General features: G+C 68.0%; 17 protein-coding genes and 1 pseudogene. 10 read left to right on the top strand and 8 right to left on the bottom strand.

The features are described from left to right. The first annotated feature begins 51 nt into the window (after nt 1-51). The gene (locus AB0H00_RS18850) at nt 52-600 is read left to right on the top strand and encodes a YceI family protein (RefSeq protein ID WP_357267741.1); all 549 of its coding nucleotides are present in this window, start codon (nt 52-54) and stop codon (nt 598-600) included. 53 nt (nt 601-653) lie between these two features. Here the strand turns inward: AB0H00_RS18850 and AB0H00_RS18845 are convergent, their stop codons facing one another. Continuing rightward, nucleotides 654-1493, bottom strand: coding sequence for a DUF72 domain-containing protein (locus AB0H00_RS18845; RefSeq protein ID WP_357267739.1), 840 nt, complete (start codon nt 1491-1493; stop codon nt 654-656). Between the two features lie 288 nt (nt 1494-1781). Between AB0H00_RS18845 and AB0H00_RS18840 the strand changes: the two genes are divergently transcribed. After that, on the top strand, nt 1782-2150 hold the full coding sequence (locus AB0H00_RS18840; protein WP_357267737.1) for a hypothetical protein: 369 nt from the start codon (nt 1782-1784) through the stop codon (nt 2148-2150). A 217-nt stretch (nt 2151-2367) separates the two neighbouring features. Next, complete coding sequence (locus AB0H00_RS18835; RefSeq protein WP_357267735.1) at nt 2368-4047, top strand: glycerol-3-phosphate dehydrogenase/oxidase; 1680 nt, start codon at nt 2368-2370, stop codon at nt 4045-4047. Between the two features lie 45 nt (nt 4048-4092). On the opposite strand, the gene AB0H00_RS18830 is transcribed toward AB0H00_RS18835, so the two are convergent. After that, nucleotides 4093-4257 carry a hypothetical protein gene (locus AB0H00_RS18830; protein WP_357267733.1) on the bottom strand — a complete coding sequence of 55 codons (165 nt, stop codon included), beginning with the start codon at nt 4255-4257 and terminating at the stop codon, nt 4093-4095. A 117-nt stretch (nt 4258-4374) separates the two neighbouring features. Here AB0H00_RS18830 and AB0H00_RS18825 point away from each other — a divergent pair, with 117 nt between their 5' ends. Both AB0H00_RS18825 and AB0H00_RS18820 read left to right on the top strand, forming a co-directional pair. Next, nucleotides 4375-5049, top strand: a complete 675-nt coding sequence (locus tag AB0H00_RS18825; RefSeq protein ID WP_357267731.1) for a class I SAM-dependent methyltransferase — start codon at nt 4375-4377, stop codon at nt 5047-5049. Nucleotides 5050-5411: 362 nt separating this feature from the next. After that, a complete protein-coding gene (locus AB0H00_RS18820; RefSeq protein WP_357267730.1) occupies nt 5412-6635 on the top strand; it encodes an Ig-like domain-containing protein in 1224 nt (407 codons plus the stop codon). A 418-nt stretch (nt 6636-7053) separates the two neighbouring features. Here AB0H00_RS18820 and AB0H00_RS18815 read toward each other — a convergent pair whose 3' ends face one another. After that, nucleotides 7054-7707: an SDR family oxidoreductase gene (locus tag AB0H00_RS18815; RefSeq protein ID WP_357267728.1), complete on the bottom strand. Its 654-nt coding sequence runs from the start codon at nt 7705-7707 to the stop codon at nt 7054-7056. A 352-nt stretch (nt 7708-8059) separates the two neighbouring features. Here AB0H00_RS18815 and AB0H00_RS18810 point away from each other — a divergent pair, with 352 nt between their 5' ends. Continuing rightward, nucleotides 8060-9520: an LCP family protein gene (locus AB0H00_RS18810; protein ID WP_357267911.1), complete on the top strand. Its 1461-nt coding sequence runs from the start codon at nt 8060-8062 to the stop codon at nt 9518-9520. Nucleotides 9521-9931: 411 nt separating this feature from the next. Here AB0H00_RS18810 and AB0H00_RS18805 read toward each other — a convergent pair. The 4 genes and pseudogenes from AB0H00_RS18805 to AB0H00_RS18790 all read right to left on the bottom strand — a co-directional run. After that, nucleotides 9932-10810 (bottom strand): annotated as a pseudogene (locus tag AB0H00_RS18805) (cation diffusion facilitator family transporter); the annotation flags it as partial. Between the two features lie 212 nt (nt 10811-11022). Beyond that, on the bottom strand, nt 11023-11391 hold the full coding sequence (gene crcB / locus AB0H00_RS18800; protein WP_357267726.1) for a fluoride efflux transporter CrcB: 369 nt from the start codon (nt 11389-11391) through the stop codon (nt 11023-11025). Then, a complete protein-coding gene (gene crcB / locus AB0H00_RS18795) occupies nt 11388-11882 on the bottom strand; it encodes a fluoride efflux transporter CrcB (RefSeq protein ID WP_357267724.1) in 495 nt (164 codons plus the stop codon). The genes crcB (AB0H00_RS18800) and crcB (AB0H00_RS18795) overlap by 4 nt, the downstream gene beginning before the upstream one ends. Before the next feature lie 204 nt (nt 11883-12086). Further along, entirely contained in the window at nt 12087-12521 is a 435-nt protein-coding gene (locus AB0H00_RS18790) for a universal stress protein (RefSeq protein ID WP_357267722.1), read from the bottom strand. Nucleotides 12522-12843: 322 nt separating this feature from the next. On the opposite strand from AB0H00_RS18790, the gene AB0H00_RS18785 reads away from it, so the two are divergent. From AB0H00_RS18785 to AB0H00_RS18770, 4 genes are all read left to right on the top strand, one after another. Further along, nucleotides 12844-14136, top strand: coding sequence for a hypothetical protein (locus AB0H00_RS18785; protein WP_357267721.1), 1293 nt, complete (start codon nt 12844-12846; stop codon nt 14134-14136). A 262-nt stretch (nt 14137-14398) separates the two neighbouring features. Further along, the gene (locus tag AB0H00_RS18780; protein WP_357267719.1) at nt 14399-14722 is read left to right on the top strand and encodes a hypothetical protein; all 324 of its coding nucleotides are present in this window, start codon (nt 14399-14401) and stop codon (nt 14720-14722) included. Next, nucleotides 14719-16002 carry a hypothetical protein gene (locus AB0H00_RS18775; RefSeq protein WP_357267718.1) on the top strand — a complete coding sequence of 428 codons (1284 nt, stop codon included), beginning with the start codon at nt 14719-14721 and terminating at the stop codon, nt 16000-16002. Before AB0H00_RS18780 ends, AB0H00_RS18775 begins: the two co-directional genes overlap by 4 nt. Further along, the gene (locus tag AB0H00_RS18770) at nt 15989-17002 is read left to right on the top strand and encodes a hypothetical protein (protein WP_357267716.1); all 1014 of its coding nucleotides are present in this window, start codon (nt 15989-15991) and stop codon (nt 17000-17002) included. The genes AB0H00_RS18775 and AB0H00_RS18770 overlap by 14 nt, the downstream gene beginning before the upstream one ends. A 195-nt stretch (nt 17003-17197) precedes the next feature. Here AB0H00_RS18770 and AB0H00_RS18765 read toward each other — a convergent pair whose 3' ends face one another. Further along, entirely contained in the window at nt 17198-18703 is a 1506-nt protein-coding gene (locus tag AB0H00_RS18765; protein WP_357267714.1) for an NAD(P)/FAD-dependent oxidoreductase, read from the bottom strand. Between the last annotated feature and the right edge of the window lies 1 nt (nt 18704).

Genomic DNA, 18704 nt, shown 5'->3' with positions numbered 1-18704 from the left:
AGCCAACGCACCCCCAAGTAATTTAATTCTCAACTATATGAGGAGAACGATATGACGACCGGAACCGCCAACACCCTGACCGCGGGCACCTGGGCCATCGATCCCACCCACTCCACCCTCGGCTTCTCGGTGCGCCATCTGATGGTCAGCAAGATTCGCGGCCGCTTCACCGACTTCTCCGGCAAGCTGGTCATCGGCGAGGACGGAACCGCCTCGGCCGAGGCCGAGATCCGGGTCGACTCGGTCACCACCGACAACGAACAGCGCGATGAGCACCTGCGCACCGCGGACTTCTTCCATGCCAAGGACTTTCCGGTAGCCACCTTCAAGTCCACCAGGTTCCGGGTGAAGGGCGAGGACTTCGTGGTAGATGGCGAGTTCACCATCCGCGGCGTCACCAAGCCGGTCTCGCTCGACGTCGAGTTCCTGGGCGTGAATCCCGGCATGGGCCATGGCCCGGTCGCGGGATTCGAGGCCAAGGCCGTGATCAACCGCCGCGACTTCGGCATCACCATCGACATGCCGCTGCCCGACGGCGGAGCGGTGATCGGCGACAAGATCACGCTGAGCCTCGAGGTCGAGGTCGGCTCGCAGTCCTGACCGACCGGACGTTCCCGCAGGTGTTCGGAGCTCCTGCGGGAATGTCCTTCCGGTCAGAACAAAGTCATCGGCTCGGTCGGCGTCGGCTCGGGGAGCGGATCGAGCTCGGGCAGCCGCGCACGGACCTCGTCGTGAAAAAGGCGGGCCAGGCCCAATGCCTCGGCGTTGTCCGGAGTATGCAAGAACACCGTCGGCGACCTGCCTTCGCGCAGCCATTCGGTGACCACGCCGACCCACTGTTGCCAGCCCTCGACAGTCCGTGCGATGTCGTCGCGGCCGTGATACCGCACAATCGGATACTCCGTCAGCGCACGCATCCGGCGCGGCAGGCGTGGCTTCTTCGCCGCCGCCTCCTGCTCGCCCGCGCTGGTAGGCGGACCGTCGAAAAGCACTGTGGTATCGAACGGTATCCACTCGGCGCCGACTCGGGACAGGACATACTCCAGCCTGTGCGCCGCCTGCTGGTCGGCGAAGAACGCGGGATGGCGAACCTCTACGGCGGGCCGGTAGGCCGCAGGCAGCTGCCGCAGGAATCCGGCCAGCGCGCCGAGATCGGTCGGGCCGAACGAGCTGGGCAGCTGGACCCACAACGCGTGGATACGCTCGCCGAGCGGCTCCATCGAGGTGCGGAACGACCGCAGTGCTTCGCCGGCGTCGATCAGCCTGCGCTCATGCGTGATCGGCTTGGGCAACTTGATCACGAATCGGAATTCGGGATCGGACTGAGCTGCCCACGATTCCACCGTGCGACGCGACGGCGTCGCGTAGAACGTCGTATTGCCCTCGACCGCGTTGCACCATGTGGCGTACCAGCGCAGCCGCTCCCCCTGCGCGAGCTGACGCCCCTGCCATGCCGTGTGCGTCCACATCGCACATCCCACGTGAAGCCGCATACTCGCGACGCTAACGTAGGCAGCCGACGTAAGCGGCTTCGCGCGACACCCGCGATTTCCCAGAGCGGCTCGAACCGCCCACGGCTCCGACCGCAATCGACCGAAAGTCGACTTCACCGCTCGCTTCCACTTGCCCATCCCGGACCCGAATCAGAGCGAAGCAATCTGGCAGTTCACGAACTCAGACATCGAGAGGGCTTTCACCAGACGGCTGCCCCAGCACCGCGATTTCTGACGAAACTTATCGCCCAGCAATAGAATCGGCGTGACCGATGGGGACTACGACGTATGACGCGACCAGCGCCACACCACAACGATGCCGGGATCCGCTCCTTCCTCGGTATCGGCCGCATGGCCACGCTCGCCGGAATCGACTACGACACCCTTCTGCGCTGGCGCCACTGCGGCCCGGTGTGGGTGCCTTCGCCGGACATTCAGATCGGCCGCTGGCCTGGGTGGTCGCAGCCGTGTGTCGAGCACTGGATCGCGGTGGACCACGAACCATTCCGCAGGCCCGAATGCCGGCGCTTCGCGGACACCGCGGAGATGCGCCGTGCGTACCGGGTCAACTGGATCACGCTGTGGCTGTGCATCGGTGACGGGACAATCCCCGCCCCGGTTGTGTGGGTGGACGGTCGACCCGGCTGGCGGCGCTGACAACCCACCACATCCACCGCGATGTCTTCGCCTGCGAGCCGATCAGTGCGGGACGCCGCCGTCATCATCGCTTCCGACGATCCTGATGACGTGCTTGGTCGAACTCAATGCCGGGATCACGGTCAACCTGTTCGTCGATGATCGCCGACCCGGACACACCGAGGTCCGAATTGTCCGAGATACTCGGGATACCACCGAAGCAAGGAGAAATGCCGCTGTGTCCGCACGATTGGACTCTCAGTACCGCACCCGCGCGGTGACTTCGCTCGGCGATTCCGAGATCGACGTGCTGGTCATCGGCGGCGGTGTGGTCGGCTCGGGCGCCGCTCTCGACGCCGCCTCCCGCGGCCTGACCGTGACCCTGGTAGAGGCCAGGGATTTCGCGGCGGGCACCTCGAGCCGCTCCAGCAAGCTCATCCACGGCGGCCTGCGCTACCTGGAGCAGCTCGACTTCTGGCTGGTGCGTGAAGCGTTGAAGGAGCGCGGCCTGCTGCTGCACCGCCTCGCACCACACCTGGTGCGGCCGGTGCCGTTCCTGCTGCCGCTGCGACATCGGGTGTGGGAACGGGCCTACATCGGTGCGGGCGTCGCGCTGTACGACACCATCGGTGGCGCCCGCGCAGTGCCCATGCACCGGCACGTTTCCCGCACACGCGCACTGGAATCGGCGCCCGCGCTGCGTCCCGATGCGCTGACCGGCGCCATCCGCTACTTCGACGCCCAGATCGACGACGCCCGCCACACCATGATGCTCGCGCGCACCGCGGCCCAGCACGGCGCGACGGTGCTGACCCGCGCCAAGGTGACCGGGCTGCTGCGCGACGGCGAGCGGGTTGTCGGCGCGAACGTCACCGATCTGGAGACCGGCCTGGTGCACACCGTCCGCGCACGCCGGGTGATCAGCGCGACCGGTGTCTGGACCGACGAGATGAATCGGATGACCGGCGTCGAATTCCCGTTCCACGTCCGTATGTCCAAGGGTGTGCACATCTTGGTTCCGCGCGAGCGCCTCGACCTGGACACCGGGCTGATCATGCGCACTGAGAAAAGCGTGCTGTTCGTCATCCCATGGGGCAGGCACTGGATCATCGGCACTACCGACACGGACTGGTCGCTGGACCGGGACCACCCGGCTGCCAGCAACGCTGACGTGCAGTACCTGCTCGACCACGTCAACCAGGTGCTGCGCCAGCCGCTGACCCGCGACGACATCGTCGGCACCTACGCCGGGCTGCGCCCGCTGTTGTCCGGCGCGTCGGCCGATACCGCGACGCTGTCACGGGAGCATGCCGTCGCCGAGCCTGCTCCGGGTCTGTTCGTGATCGCGGGAGGCAAGTACACCACCTATCGCGTGATGGCCGCCGACGCGGTGGATGCGGCGGTCGAGGGGCTCGGCCGGGGGGTCGCCCCGTCGGTGACCGAGCGCCTGCCCATCCTCGGCGCGGTGGGCTACCACGAACTCGCCGCCGACCTGGACAGCCTCGCGCAGCGCCGCGGGCTGCCGAGAGCGACGGTCGAACGCCTGCTCGGCCGCTACGGCTCGGCGATCACCGACCTGTTCGACCTGATCGCCGACAAGCCCGAACTGGCCGATCCGCTGACCGGGGCACCCGACTACCTCGGCGCCGAAGCCGTGTACGCGGTGACCCATGAGGGCGCCCTGCACCTGGACGACGTGCTCACCCGCCGCACCCGCATCTCCATCGAGGCCGCAGACCGCGGCCTGGCCGCCGCACCCGCGGTGGCCTGGCTCGTCGGCGCACGCCTCGGCTGGGACGCCGCCGCCACCGACCGCGAGATCACCCGCTACCGCGACCGGGTGCACGCCGAGCTGGCCGCAAACCAGGCGGCCGACGACGAGTCCGCGAACGCGGCCCGGCTGGTCGCCGTCGCCTGAACCCGGCGCGCGGCACAGTTCGCGGGAGCATGCCGCGTGCGGGGCTCAGTGGTCCATCCCGCCGTGTCCGCGCGGGGTGGACTCGTCGATCTCGAGTTCTTCGTCGGTGGGGTGCTCGTCGGCGTGCGTCGGCTTGCTGTGCTCCTCCGCGAAATCGGAGTCCTGCTGCATCGCCTCCGCCGTCGTCGGGTCGATTTCCGGTGTGGTCATGATCGCGGCGTACCCGGTGTCGGCGAAGGGATGCATGACCGAGGCCGACGGTGTTCGCACGCGGCCGCGACCCGCGGGGTTGACCTCAACCCCGGTTCAGGATGGACCATGGCAACCATGACAAGACCCGCCGAATTCTGGAACACCGTCTACGACAACGACACCGCACCATGGGTGATCGGCGCGCCACAGCCCGCCATCGTCGCGCTCGAACGTGACGGGTGGATCAGGGGCCGGGTGCTCGACCCCGGTTCCGGTGCGGGCGAACACACGATCCTGCTGACCAGCCTCGGTTACGACGTACTCGGTATCGACATGGCGCCGAGCGCTGTCGCCTACGCCCGTGCCAATGCCGCCGAGCAGAATGTCCCCACCGCCGTATTCGAGGTGGCCGATGCGCTCGCGCTCGGCGACCGCCTGGATTTCGCCGGTGATCCGCCCGGCTCCGCACCCGCGTTCGACACCATCGTGGACAGCGCACTTTTCCATGTTTTCGGCAACGAGGACGAGGCGCGCGCCGCCTACGTTCGCAGCCTGCGCGCGATCTGCAAGCCGGGCGGTGTGGTGCACGTCCTGGCGCTCTCGGACACCGAACCAGGGTTCGGACCACGGATCAGCGACTCGGTGATCCGGGACTCCTTCCGCGACGGCTGGGAGATCGAAGACCTGCGGCCTACGCGCTACCGGGGACGGATCACCGACGCCGTGGCCGAGGAGGCAGCGCAGTTGGACGTGTCCGAGTCCGGTCTCGTCGACGTCGCCGCGTGGCTGGCCAGGATCCGCCGGCACTAGACCGGCGCCTGCGCCGTCCGCACCCTCAATCCCACATCCCGCAGACGCGACAGTTCGGCTGCCGTCGACCGGAACCGGCAGGCGCGAGCCGATCCTTTAAGTCGACGGGCGGCAGGTGCACCCTGCCGCCCCGCGCGCCCCGCGCGGCACGGTCGACGAGTTCGGTACCGATGCCGCGATGCCGGTACTCGGGCCGCAATCCACCGATTTCCACGATCGATCAGATCGTTCCTGTGGGGCGGCTGGGAACCTGCCGAGAGCCTCTGTCGCGGGCGTTTCACTGCTTGGGTGACCGGTAAACTACTGCCCGGGACAGTACGCGGGTGCGCTGTCGGTAGCGCACGGCGAACACAGGAGGCTTCATGGCGACCCCCCGCTTCCGATCCGGTGTCATCGCGGGGTTCGCCTTGGTGATGACGCTCATCGTGGCGGCGTGCTCGTCCTCGTCGGCACCGAAACCCGCGCAGGGAGCCACCGGCCCGGTGGCCGCGCCTATCGCCATCAAGCCGGGGTCCGGCGCCCAGGACGTCGATCCGCTCACGCCGGTCCAGGTGAACGCGACCGACGGCATGCTGACCTCGGTCGCGATGACCAACGAACAGGGCAAGGCGGTCGACGGCATCCTGACCCCGGACAAGACAGCCTGGAAGCCCGTCGAACCACTCGGCTACGGGCACACCTACACCGTCACTGCCGAGGGGCTCACCCTCACCGGCAAGGTGGGCCCGACCAGCTCCACATTCTCCACGCTGAAGCCGAACAACCAGACCAAGGTGTACCTGACCACCACCGGCGGCACGCCGCTGGCCGACGGCGGAACATTCGGCGTCGGCACCGTGGTGGTGGCCCACTTCGACGAGGACATCCTCGATCGCACCGCCGCCGAGAAGCGGCTGTCGGTGACCACCGAGCCACCGGTCGAAGGCTCCTGGTACTGGTTGGACAACCGCAACGCCCACTGGCGCCCGAAGGAGTACTACGCCCCGGGCACCAAGGTCGCCGTCGCGGCGAACATCTACGGCCAGGAACTCGGCCATGGCCTCTACGGCCAGGAGGACACCAAGACCGCGTTCAGCATCGGCGCCTCGCACGTCTCGATCGCCGACGACAACACCAAGCAGATCCAGGTCTTCGACAATGGCAAGCTGATTCGCACGATGCCGACCTCGATGGGTATGGGCGGTCGCGAGGTGATCGCGGGCAAGACGCTCACCTTCTGGACCCAGCCCGGTATCTACACCGTGATGGACAAGGCCAACCCGGTGATCATGGACTCGTCCACCTACGGCCTGCCGATCAACTCCCGCCTGGGCTACAAGGAGGCCATCGGCTGGGCCACCCGGATCAGCACTGACGGCATCTACCTGCATCAGCTCGACTCCACCGTCTGGGCCCAGGGCAACACCGACGTCTCGCACGGTTGCCTCAACCTCAGCGGCGAGAACGCCCAGTGGTTCTTCAACTTCGCCGTCCCCGGTGACGTGGTGGAGATCCGCAACACGGGCGGCGCCCCACTGGAGGTCTGGCAGAACGGCGACTGGGGTCTGCCGTGGGATCAGTGGGTGCAGGGCAGCGCGCTGCACTAGCTCACCGGCTCGGCGACACGCTGAGCGCTCTTGCCGACGATCGGCGCCTGCACTCCCCTCCTGCTGTCGCGAGACCGTTCGGTCTCCAATGCGACGTATCCACGGCGGCACGGGTCGGAGCCGCGTTCATGATCGGAACCGATCCGATGGCGATGCTGCTGTACTACCTCCTAGCTGCCGGCCTGTCTGGCCGACGCCATCACTCCTCTCCTGGACTGAAGACGTTCGGTTCCAGCGCACCGCGAGCTGGTCGCCTTCCGTGGCCTCGGCGATCGGTGCACGCTGTGTTCGGCTACCGGCGTCGACAGCCGGTCGAAACAGGTGATGGTCAGTTCGCGTGCGGCGCGGCGACAGCGCCGGACCACCTCGCCGGCCGGCGTACATGCCGACCGAGTTCGCGGCGATCGGTCCCGGTAGCTCAGCCGTCGTAGGAGACGTGCGGCGTCCACGCGGAGGCCGGGCGGGTGGTCGCCGCGTGCAATGCCTCGGCGACCCGATCCCGGGTAAACGTTCCTTCGCCGAGCACGCCGTTGATCTGCACCGCGACCGCGCGGATGCCCGCGGGCGCCAGCGTGGTGTCCAAGCTGGTGACCAGGTTGCGCACCGCCGCCTTCTGGACGCCGAGCGAGGCAGCCTGATGCCACGGCTTGTCCGCGGCCGCGCTGCCGGTTACCAGCACGCGCGCCCCCTCGGACAGGTACGGACGCGCGGCCTGGACCGCGGGAAGCAGAGCCGCGGCGCCGACGGTGAAGTCCTCGATCAGCTCGGGCATCGACAACTGCAGCGGATCGGCCTGGCGGAAGATGCTCGGATTGAAGTGCAGCACGTCGATGCGGCCGCGCCGGTCGCCCACACCAGCGACGGCACGGCCCACATCGGTGGGATCTCCCAGATCCACTCCGACGCCGGACGCGTCGAACCCCTCGCCCCGCAGCTGTTCGGCCAGCGGCTCGGCCTCCGTATCGAACCGACAGGCCAACACCGCGGCAAAGCCGTCACGGGCGAACAGGCGGGCGACCGACAGCCCGACGCCGGGGCCGGCACCGAGCACGAGGAGCACAGGAGCAGTCATGTTTCCCGAGCTTAGGTGGGGCACCCGACCGCCACGTGATTCGTTGACGAACGCTCATCCGATTCTCGCCTCGTCGGCGCCGAGCGGTAACACTGTCGCGGCCACATGGCGCGAGCGAGGGCCTGACTGTCGCGCCGAACCGTGGGTACTGTCGAGTCGAGGGCGTGGTCAGGCGGCAAGGAGTGCTCCGGTGGAACGAGAACGGATACCGGCTAGGAGAACCGCGGAACTGAGCGATGACGACACCGTCCCGTTTGCCAGGATCAGCCCTCCACCGCGCTCCGCACCTCGCCCCCACCGCACCAACGCTCGTCGTCGCCCCGACACCGGGCGGCACCGGCGCACCCTCCGCGTGGCCCGCATCGCGGCCCGACTGGTCGCGGCGGCCTCCGCTCTCGGGATCCTGGCCGGAACCGGCTTCGCCTGGTCCGCCAAGACCGACTTCGACCACGGGTTCACCCGCACCGACGCGATCGGTGCGGACGCGCCCCGCTCCCTCGGCGGTGACCTGAACATCCTGCTGATCGGCCTGGACACGCGCAAGGACCAGAACGGCAACGATCTGCCGAAGCCGATCCTCGACCAGCTGCACGCCGGCGATGGTGAAGAGGGCGGCTACAACGCGAACTCGCTTATCCTGCTCCATATTCCGGCGGACATGCGGAAAGTCGTGGCGTTCTCCATTCCGCGTGACGACTACGTCCCGGTCTCCGGCATCCCCGGCTACGACCACGCCAAGATCAAAGAGGCGTACGGATTGAAGAAGGCCGCCGCCCAGGCCAAGCTGATCGCCGCGGGCGAGAAGGACCAGGTCACGTTGGAGCGCGAGGGTCGAGAGGCCGGACGCGCATCCATCGTGTCGACCGTGCGCAACCTGGTCGGCGTCCCGATCGATCGCTTCGCCGAAATCTCGCTGGCCGGGTTCTACGATCTCGCCACGGCACTCGGGGGCGTGGACGTCTGCCTGAACCACGCGGTGGACGACAGCTACTACTCGGGTGCCACCTTCCCGGCCGGACCGCAGCATCTCGACGGCTCCGAAGCGCTGGCGTTCGTCCGGCAGCGCCACGGCCTGGAGAACGGCGACCTCGACCGCACCCACCGTCAGCAGGCGTTCCTCACCTCGGTGGCCAAGTCGCTGCAGGATTCCGGGACGCTGACCGATATCGGCAAGCTGTCCCAGCTGATGGACGTGGCGCACCGCGACGTCGTGCTGTCCGACGACTGGAACCTGCTCGACTTCGCCCGCGACCTCGGCACGGCGGGGGCGATGTCGGTCGAATTCCGCACGCTGCCGGTGCTGCGCTACGACACCATCGACGGCCAGGACGTCAATATCGTCGACGCGGTGGCCATCAAGAAGGAGGTGCGCGCCGCGTTCGGCGTCGAACAGCCGCAGCCTGCCTCGGTCCGCCTGCCGGCCGGCATCGTCGATGTGTACAACGCCAGCCACGTCGCAGGCCGGGCCGCCAAGCTCTCCTCCGCGTTGGCCGGCCGCGGCTACCAGCAGGGCACCGTGGCCAACGGCACCTACGCCGACGGCTCCACCACCACGATCACCTACGGCCCCGGCGCGGAGGCCGACGCCACCCAGCTGGCCGACCTCCTCGGCGAATTCACTGCCACCGCGTCATCCGACGTCCCGGCCGGCCACGTCAAGATCGTCCTCGGCAGCGACTTCTCCATGCCCGCCGAATTCGACTCGACCGCGGCGGGGATCGCATCCCCGCCGAGCCGTTCCGCTCCGCCGACACCGGACGCCGGCAAGCCGGTCACCACCACCATCGGCAACACGGTGCCCTGCGTGAATTAGCGGACCGCATGCGGTGATTCGTGCGCTATTCGACGACGACCTCGATCCGGTTCAGCGTCTCCCGCATCCCCTCGACGTTAGTCTTGCGGCGGGTCCACCCGGCCAGCTTCGCTGACCAGCGCCCAGATTTTATCGGCGGAGGCGCCCATCCGAACCGTCACGCTGTTCATGCATGCGCCGAACGCTAGCCGGCGGTCGGTTCGGCGCCGGTGGACCGAGTGTGCCGGATTCCAAGCGGGCGGCCCAGCTGCCGGCGCCGGGCAGCGGCCGACCAGTAGGTCGCGACGCACCGATGCCCGCGGACGCCGGGCGGTCGCGGTGCACCGGGCCGTGAGCGTCGTCGCAGTGGTCGTCCAGCACTGGTAGCAGGCGCTGCGGGTCGGCGGCCGCCGCCGCATCGACGACGTGACTGTGATCGACCTGCAAGGTGGTGTGGGTGATGCCGTAGTCGTGATCGAGCAGCCGCTCGATCCGGTGACGCAGTCCGTGGCAGTCCGCGCCGGCCCGGACCAGCACATGTGCCGACAGCGCGATGTCACCGGAGGTGATCTGCCAGACATGCAGATCGTGCACCTCGTCGACGCCGTCGATCTCGACCAGCCGGTGCCCGAGCGCGTCCGGATCGACGCCCGCGGGCGCCGCCTCCAGGAAGATCCGGCCGGATTCGCGCACCAGCCCCAGCCCCGCTTTGACCATCAGCGCCACCACGATCAGCGTGGCGATCGCATCGGCCCTGGCGAATCCGGTGACCAGCACGACGAGTCCGGCCGCGGCGGTGGCGATGAATCCGTACAGATCGTTGAGCACGTGCTGGAACGCGCCCTCCACGTTGAGGCTGGACCGGTTCGCCTTGCTGATCGCCCACGCGGCCGCGATGTTGATCACGATGCCGACCAGCGCGGTCACCACCACGAGCCCACCGGTCACCTCCGGTGGCTGCAGTAGACGCCGGACGGCCTCGTAGGTCAGCCAGCCGGCGAGTACGAGCAACGTAATGCCGTTCGCCTGCGCCGACAGGATCTCGGCGCGTTTGTAGCCATAGGTGTACTTGCCGCGGGCGGGGCGGGCGGCGAGTCGGATGGCGCCGAGCGCCAGCACGATCGAAGCGGCGTCGGTGAGCATGTGCGCCGCGTCGGACAGCAGCGCCAGCGAGTTGGCCAGCAGGCCGACCACGACCTCGACCGCCATGAAGCCGGCGATCAGCGTCAGCGCTACCGTCAGCCACCTCCGGTCGGCATCGACGGACACCCCGTGTCCGTGTGTGTGATCATGCTCGTGTTCATGTGCCATCGACCCCGCCCGCTTTCATACCAGAGATGTATGCGCATATCTGCATCTGTTATGTCAGCTTAGCTCACCCCGAACGGTCCGCAGAAGCCCTCCCGAGTGACCTGGATCACGTCGATCACCAGCTCGATTCACTCCCACCGCGCCCGTCGATGGACTCGACTGATCGACAAGGTCGGAACCGAACCGCACGAGTAGGCACCTGACCTCACCGGTCATCCGAACAGGGCGTGCACCGCGGCGTAGGCCGCGAGAGTTGCGCCCAGCCCGGCGACAACGCTGACCACGACGTTCATCGCGGCGTAGAAAAAGGCGCCGCGTTCGACCAACCGCACGGTTTCGTAGCTGAAGGTGCTGTAGGTGGTGAGCGCGCCGCAGAAACCGGTGCCGAGCAGAACGAACAGCGGCGTCGACAGCGCGCTCCCCGCGCCGGTGAGGCCGCCGAGCACGAGGCATCCGACCACATTGACGAGGAACGTGCCCCACGGGAACAGGCAGTCCCGGCGGTTCTGTACCGCCCGGTCGATGAGATAGCGCAGCGGCGCCCCGATCGCGCCGCCGAGGACGACCAGTAACACGATCACGCCGATTCCTCCCGTGCGCGGCGCAGGCGCTCGTACCCGGCCCGGGTGATCCACATCGCCGCGAGCGTGGCGAGCAGGGCGCAGATCAGCGTGCCCGCCAGGTAGCCGACCGCGACGGCGATGGTGTCGGGCCGAAGTAGGTCGCGGATCTCGCTGACGTAGGTGGAGAAGGTGGTGAACCCGCCGAGCACGCCGACGCCGAGGAACAGGCGCACCAGCGGGTGCACCACCCAGATCTCGGTGACCGCGACCATGAGCACGCCGATCAGAAAGCAGCCGGTGACATTGGTGAGAAACGTGGCCCACGGCACGTGGCCGTGCCGGGCGGGCAACCACTGCGCGAGACCGTAGCGGGCCGACGCGCCGAAGGCACCGCCCGCGGCGACGACCAGCAGCACGGTGCCGTGGGTGCGCCAGAGCCGTCGGAGGCGTGCCGAGTCCCGCGCGTCGATGTCGGCGTCGGTCAGTTCTTCGGTTGGTTCACCGGGCACGGGATGTCTCCTACACGAACGATGAGCTGCTGTTCGAATAGGGACTGTCGGCGGCGGTCTGCCGCGGTTGTTCCGGGTACCGGAGCGGCGAGCCCCACCGCCGCGTTGCGGCAAGGATAGTCACTCGGCAGCGCGATCGGAGAACGGGGATCGGCCGGACTCCCGAGTCGAGGGACGTCCCGACGTGTTCGCCGGGTGATCGGTCTATCCCTGCCCGTCGTGGGCGACGAGGACCGAGCATTCGGCATGCCGGGCGGCCTTCTCCGCGGTGCTGCCGATGAACCGACCCCAGATGCCGGAATGTCCACTCCGTCCCAGAATCAGCAGGTCGGCGGCATGGTCGGCGGCGGAAGTGGCCAGTTCTCGCGCAGCTTGCCCGGCACGGATCTCCGCCTGCACCTCGATGCCGCGCCTTTCGGCGGCCTCGGCGGCCGTGCCGAGCCATCGGCGGCAGGCCAGCTCCCCGATCGAACGCTCGTCCGCTATTTCGCCGACCACCGGACCGTAGTGCGGCAGATGCTCTTCGACGGCGACTACGACGAGCGCGGAGTGGTGCACCACCGCCAGTTCGAGCGCCATCTCGAGGGCGGCCCGGGCGCCGGGTGAGTCGTCGTATCCCACCACAATCCGCTGGAACACCCCTCCATTGTGATCCCTCGTCGGCAGCTGAACCAGCATTCGGCCGATACCGAACGATTCATTCCGCCGTTTCCCGTGCCGACAGCACGATAGATGACCTGTCCGGCCATGAAATTTCCGAGAGTACGGCTCTCCACAGCCGCACTCCACTGGTTGGGTTCGACCGTCCCGTCGCCGAATACCGCGCGCGATGTCACGGTGGCAACGACGAGAAACAGCACCGCCAGATGTCGCGATACACGACAGAAGCGATGATGTCGAAGGAGACCGGCGCACCGGCCATGAGCCGGCGTCTGGGAGGAGTTCAGGTGGAGGAACCGACATGACCACGGCGATCGTCATCCGTCCGCTGGCTCCGAGTGAGGAGATCTTCGCCAACAGCGAAGTCTTCGTCGGCTATTCGGTTCGAGTTACGGGGCGGTTGAATCCGGCCGCGCTGGCGGCCGCGTTCGAGGCGGTTGTTCGCGCCCGCCCGATCCTCGGCGCCCGCTTGGAGCCGGATGGGCACGGCGGACACGTCCTGCTGGAATCGCCCGGCGCGCCACCGGAAATCTCGGTCACCGAAGGAGATCCGGAACGGTTGCTGGCCGGCGCGCAGCTGGATCAGCGCAAAACACTCTGTGCGCTGTGCGTCGTGCGCGACGGCGAGAATGCGAGCGTCACGCTGGTCACGCACCACAGCATCGCGGACGCCTGCCATTCGCTGGCCGTGCTCGCCGAACTCTGGTCCAGCTATGCCGATCTGGCAAGGGGCCGCACACCGGAGCTGGAGCCGCACGGTTATCCGAGTTCGGTGGAGGAGCTGCTGACCGTGCGCGGCATCGAAAAGTTCGATACACCCGCAATGCCGCCCCGCCCCACCGCGGAGTCCCGAACTCCTTGCGGCCCAGACGACCCCGGCTATCTACTGCCCCGCACGGCACGATGCAGGCTGACGAAAGAGCAGACTGCGGCGCTGGCCGAGCTGGGGCATCGGGAGAACACCACGATCAACGGGCTCGCCTCCGCCGCGATCCTGCTCACCGAGGCCCAGCTGCGTGAGCTACGCCTCTCGGAGCTGAGCTACACCTATTCGGTCGACCTTCGCACCCGCGTGGCGCAGCGGATCGGTATGACCGAGGGCACCAACGTCCTCGGCTTCGCGAACTTCGTCCCGACTCCGGGGGTCGGCACGCTCGTCGGCCTGGCCCGCGGCATCAGCGACTCCTTGTGCGCCGAACTCGCGGCGGGTGTCGTGCAGCAGACTCCACTGCACATTCCGGATATCGCGTCCGGACCCCCGCCGTGCGCGCCGGGAATCGTTCTCGCCACCAACTGGGGTCGCGTGCGACGGCCTGAGGTCCCGGATGACTTGCGGGTCACCGACTTCCGCTCGATCATGCTGGGCAAGCCCGACAAGACCGGGCACCGGCTGCAGCAGCCCAGCGGCACCATCATCATCAGCACCTTCGACGACCAGCTGAGCATCGAGATCCACCATCCGGAGGAGACCACTGTCCAGCAGCGGTCCCGAGTGCGGCTGCTCGCTTCGCACCTCTGCGCGTTCAGTGCCCTGGGGGCTCAGAATCCGACAACCGCCTGCCGCCGGCGCACCGAGGACGATTTCGACACGTGAGCTTTCGCTCAGAACGCCTTCCCTGGCCCAGACCACACGCGCCGCGAGCGCTCCTGAACAGGCTCGTCGGCCGGCCGCACGAAGCAAGTACTCCGAGGCTGGGCGGGGCCGGACGGCCGTCATCGGATCCGCTGCCGGCGTTCGCGGCCACACTCGATCGGAACGGACACCGAGGATCGGCCGCATAGTGTCGGGGTCGCACAGTACGCTTGGCGATGAATCATGGCGCGGCAGCGACAGACTGGGATCCGGGAGGGGAACAGTGGATACGCTCAGGCTCGACCCGGCGGCGGTGGCCGCCTACACTGCGATCGCGGACGCGGTGTCCAGACAATTGGCGTCGGCGGCGGCGGTCGCGTCCGGCGCGGTGAATCCCGACCAGCTGGCCGCCGACCTCGGCCTGGTGGGCGCGGAATTCGCGGCACGGTTCGCTACGGCCGTGTCCGAACACGCACAGGCGTTGTCGACCGCGGGACAGCTGGTCGGCGCCTACGGGCAGGTCCTGCGCGATTACAGCGCGAAAGCACAAGGCGCGGACGCGGACACCGCGGGTGCCATCGACCACGCGGGGGAGGCACTGGCATGAGAAGCCTGATGGGACTGCGGAAACGCGCACAGGCCACGCATACCTCCGCCGAGACCGCCAGGCCGCTGAGCACCGATCCGGGCGTCGACCCACCGATCGTGGCCGCGCTGGTGCGCCCGCTGCTGGCGTTACGCTCCTCGCTCGGCACCGGCGTCGGCATTCCGAACGAGACCGCGACCAGCGCCTTGTCGTCCGCGTCCACCAAAGCGGCCGATACCGAGGGCCCGCATCGCGACGGCCTCTACGCGCTGGAGTCGACCTGGACCTCCCGCGCCGCCGACGCCGCGGTGCCCGCACTGCGCACGACACAGACCCAGATCGGCGACATCTCCGACCGGGGCCCGGCCTACCTGTCGGTGCTCACCGACGCGCACGCCACCTCCGGGCGCGCGGCGCAGCGCGTCGACCAGATCATCGCGGAGTTCCGGCGAGACGCGCGCGAGATCTTGGACAACGCGACCACCGCCCCGGACACCGACGCCGTCATTACACGCGCCACCCAGGCGCTGCGCGACGCCCTCACCACGGTCACGAACGCGCGATCGGAGATGGACGACCACACCAGGAAACTGGATGGCATGGGACCGCTCACGGTCACAACACCGGCCGGGGTGGTGCAGGGCCAAACCGTCCAACCCGGCGCCACAGGACAATTGGTGCCCGGCACCACGGTGCAGGGCACCGGGCAGCCGATGGACCCGGCGCTGGCCGCGCAGCTCCAACTGCAGCAGCAGCTCATCTCCGCGGGGGTGCAGATCGGCACCGCGGGTATCAGCGCGGGCGTCGACATCGGCACACACATCATCGACAAGATCGCCGAGGTCGGCCTCCACACCATCGACACCGTTGCGGCGTCGGCGGACAAGGCCATTTCCGAGGCGATCCACCCCGGCTCCACCACCCATGACGACAGCTCGAAGAGCTCGCCCAATTCCTCGAAGCTGTTCGACTTCGGCGGTGGGTCGCAGGACAGCAAACCCGGGACGTCGACCGGTCTCGGCGCGCCCGCGCCCACCGCGAAGTCGGACGCGCCGAAGCCGCAGAGCAGGCCCATTCCCGGGACGGGACCGTTCGCCGAATCCGCCCCGGCGCCTGCTACCCGCCCAGACCAGCAGGCACGCCCGGGACCAGCAGGTGGCATGGTGATTCCGCCGACGCCGCCCCCAACCGGGAACGACCAGGAGCACAAGCCCCGCGACGGCCAGCTCGGCGTGACCGTGCCTTCGATGGCGACCGCCGTCGTGCCTGTGCTGGGCGAATTCGACGATGACGCCCCCTGACCGGGAGCATCCGAGTCAGGGCGCGGCCCAGAGCAATCCGTTCGACACGGGTCTGCCGATGCTGAAAACGCCCGTGGGCAAGGGGGCGAAGCGCCGACGCCCACCCGGCCGACGCAGACCGGTCCGTCGCCGCGAACCCGAACTCGACCTTCCCCCACCGGAACTCGACCTTCCCGAACCGTCACCGCCGGACAAGGCGAGTACGCGGCCGCGATTCGGGGAGTGGGAGGAGTGGCTCGAGCCTGCGACCCCGGGCGAAAAGCTGCCCGACCCACCCGTCGAGCACAACCGGCATGTGCCCGCCGTCGATGACGAATCACCGAAGGTCGAAGCCAACGTCGTCCAGGCGCCTACGATCGTCAACCGATCGGGAATCCATCCCGGCACGCCGGTGCGCCGTCCCCGGCGAACGGATCAGCAGCGCGACAATCGTCCACTGGCTGTGCTGATCGTGCTCGGTGTCGCGGTCGCGGCCGTCTCGATCGTGCTGACCATCCTCTACGGTTCCGGATCGAATTCGCGCACGACCGTGGCGAGTTCACCGACGCGCGCATCGGGGTCCACGCAAGTCAGCTCGACGACAACGACATCGGCCAGGCCACCATGGGCCATCGCGACGCCCGGCTGCGAGCAACGGCGCACCGCCGACGTCATTTCCGGCACCGAGCCCGGCGGCACCGGCAACGGCCCCGACGCCATCCTGGCCTTCGAGTACGCCTACTACGCTGAGCGCTCCGGGTACCGGGCCCGCGCGGTGGTCGCCCCGGACGCGGCTGTCGCGCCCGCCGAGCAGATCCAGCGCGGCATCAGTCAGGTGCCGGCAGGCACCCGCTACTGCGTGCTGATCACCCGCGGCGGGGACGTCGCCGACGGGCAGGAACGGTGGGAGGTCCGGCTGACCCAGCAGTTCCCGGATGAGCAGCCAAGCACGTTCACACAGATCGTCACCACCCGGACGGGCTCGAGTCAAACCCTGATCACCGGCATAGCACCGGCCTGACGGTTCGGTGGGTTGTCTCCGAGAGTTACCAGCCGCCGAGTGGCATGGTGGCTCGAACGAATCTCGTCATCAGATGTTCAGCGTGGATACTCCCTCGTTCACGAGGGGGAGGAAGCGCTTTTCTCCTCGGTGGGATGTTCGGGTCACGGCGACGTGACCCGAGCCAAGTCCACCAGGAAGGGTGTTCGGCCCGCGCTAGGGAGCCGATACTGGTTCCCGGACAGCCGATTTCGGCGTCGGGGTGAGCGTCTTGGCCAAATCAGTGCGCAGGGTGGTGACCGAATCGAGCAGGTAATTCTGCCGGACCTTCCACGGGTGGCGGTCACCCTGGCGCGGGAAATCGCCGATCGACCGCTGGATGTAACCGGAGGCGAGATCGAGCAGCGGGTGCTCGTCGAGCTCTCCCTGCGGTTCGGGGACCACAGCGGCGTAACTCTTGCGGTCCATATGGTTGAGAACCTTACAGATCAGCCGGGAGGTGAGGTCGGCACGCAGCGTCCAGGAAGCGTTCGTGTAGCCGATGCACACGGCGAAATTGGGGACACCGGTGATCATGGTGCCCTGCCAGACGAACTGCTCGGCCACATCGACCCGCCTGCCGTCGACACTCGGGACGATGCCACCGAAAGCTAGCAATTGCAACCCGGTGGCGGTGATCACGACGTCCGCCTCCAGCACCCGCCCCGACCGCAGCCGAATACCTTCCGGCACAAAGCTATCGATGTGGTCGGTGACCACGTCGGCCTTGCCCTTCTTCATCGCCTTGAAGAAGTCGGCGTCGGGCGCGGCGCACAGTCGCTGATCCCACGGGTTGTAGTTGGGCGTGAAGTGCTCGGCGACGGCCTTGTCGTCTTTCAGGATTCGAGTGGTGAGACCGGTCAGCAGTTTGCGCGCGGACTCCGGGCGGCGGCGGCAATACTGGTAGAAGCCGATGTTGAACAGGATGTTCTTGGTGCGAATCACCCGGTGCGCCAGCCCCGGCGGGAGCAGTTCTCGGATCTTGTCGGCCTGCTTGTCCCGGCCCGGGACAGCGCTGATCCAGGTCGGCGAGCGCTGCAGCATCGTCACCAGTTCGGCCTGCTCGGCCATCGCAGGGACCAGGGTGACCGCCGTGGCCCCGCTGCCGATCACGACGACGCGTTTGCCGGTGTAATCGAGGTTCTCCGGCCAGAACTGCGGGTGCACCACCTGGCCGGTGAACGAGGAGATGCCGGGGAACTCGGGCGTGTACGGCTGGTCGTAGTTGTAGTACCCGGCGCAGGAGTAGAGGAAGCCGCAGGTGAGGGTACGCCACTCGATGCCGCCCGCCTCGTCGCGGCGTTCGAGCCTCAGCGTCCAGCGGGCGGTCGCGCTGGACCAGTCGGCGGAGACCACTTTGGTGCGGTAGCGAATATGCCGGTCGATGCCGTACTCCGTCGCGGTCTTCTCGATGTAGCGCAGGATCGACGAGCCGTCGGCGATGGCTTTGGCGTCGCGCCACGGTTCGAACGGGTAGCCGAGCGTGAACATGTCCGAGTCCGAGCGGATGCCCGGGTACCGGAACAAGTCCCAGGTGCCGCCCAGGGTGTCACGTGCCTCCAGGATGGCGTAGGTCTTGCCGCGGCATTCGGTCTGTAGCCGGTAGGCCGCGCCGATGCCGGACAGGCCCGCCCCGACGACCACGACATCGAGGTGTTCCGGAGCTACGACGGTCTCGGTCATG

This window comes from Nocardia sp. NPDC023852 (assembly GCF_040639505.1).
Lineage (GTDB): Bacteria > Actinomycetota > Actinomycetes > Mycobacteriales > Mycobacteriaceae > Nocardia.
Note: the sequence above shows the minus strand (reverse complement) of the source record. Positions and strands in the feature narration are given on the sequence as shown.

Coding starts and splice junctions, on each gene's coding strand:
- AB0H00_RS18840 (WP_357267737.1), top strand. CDS start 1,782: ATGACGCGACCAGCGCCACACCACAACGATGCCGGGATCCGCTCCTTC.
- AB0H00_RS18770 (WP_357267716.1), top strand. CDS start 15,989: ATGACGCCCCCTGACCGGGAGCATCCGAGTCAGGGCGCGGCCCAGAGC.
- AB0H00_RS18815 (WP_357267728.1), bottom strand. CDS start 7,707: ATGACTGCTCCTGTGCTCCTCGTGCTCGGTGCCGGCCCCGGCGTCGGG.
- AB0H00_RS18765 (WP_357267714.1), bottom strand. CDS start 18,703: ATGACCGAGACCGTCGTAGCTCCGGAACACCTCGATGTCGTGGTCGTC.
- AB0H00_RS18830 (WP_357267733.1), bottom strand. CDS start 4,257: ATGACCACACCGGAAATCGACCCGACGACGGCGGAGGCGATGCAGCAG.
- AB0H00_RS18785 (WP_357267721.1), top strand. CDS start 12,844: ATGACCACGGCGATCGTCATCCGTCCGCTGGCTCCGAGTGAGGAGATC.
- AB0H00_RS18850 (WP_357267741.1), top strand. CDS start 52: ATGACGACCGGAACCGCCAACACCCTGACCGCGGGCACCTGGGCCATC.
- AB0H00_RS18825 (WP_357267731.1), top strand. CDS start 4,375: ATGACAAGACCCGCCGAATTCTGGAACACCGTCTACGACAACGACACC.
- AB0H00_RS18820 (WP_357267730.1), top strand. CDS start 5,412: ATGGCGACCCCCCGCTTCCGATCCGGTGTCATCGCGGGGTTCGCCTTG.
- AB0H00_RS18845 (WP_357267739.1), bottom strand. CDS start 1,493: ATGCGGCTTCACGTGGGATGTGCGATGTGGACGCACACGGCATGGCAG.
- AB0H00_RS18775 (WP_357267718.1), top strand. CDS start 14,719: ATGAGAAGCCTGATGGGACTGCGGAAACGCGCACAGGCCACGCATACC.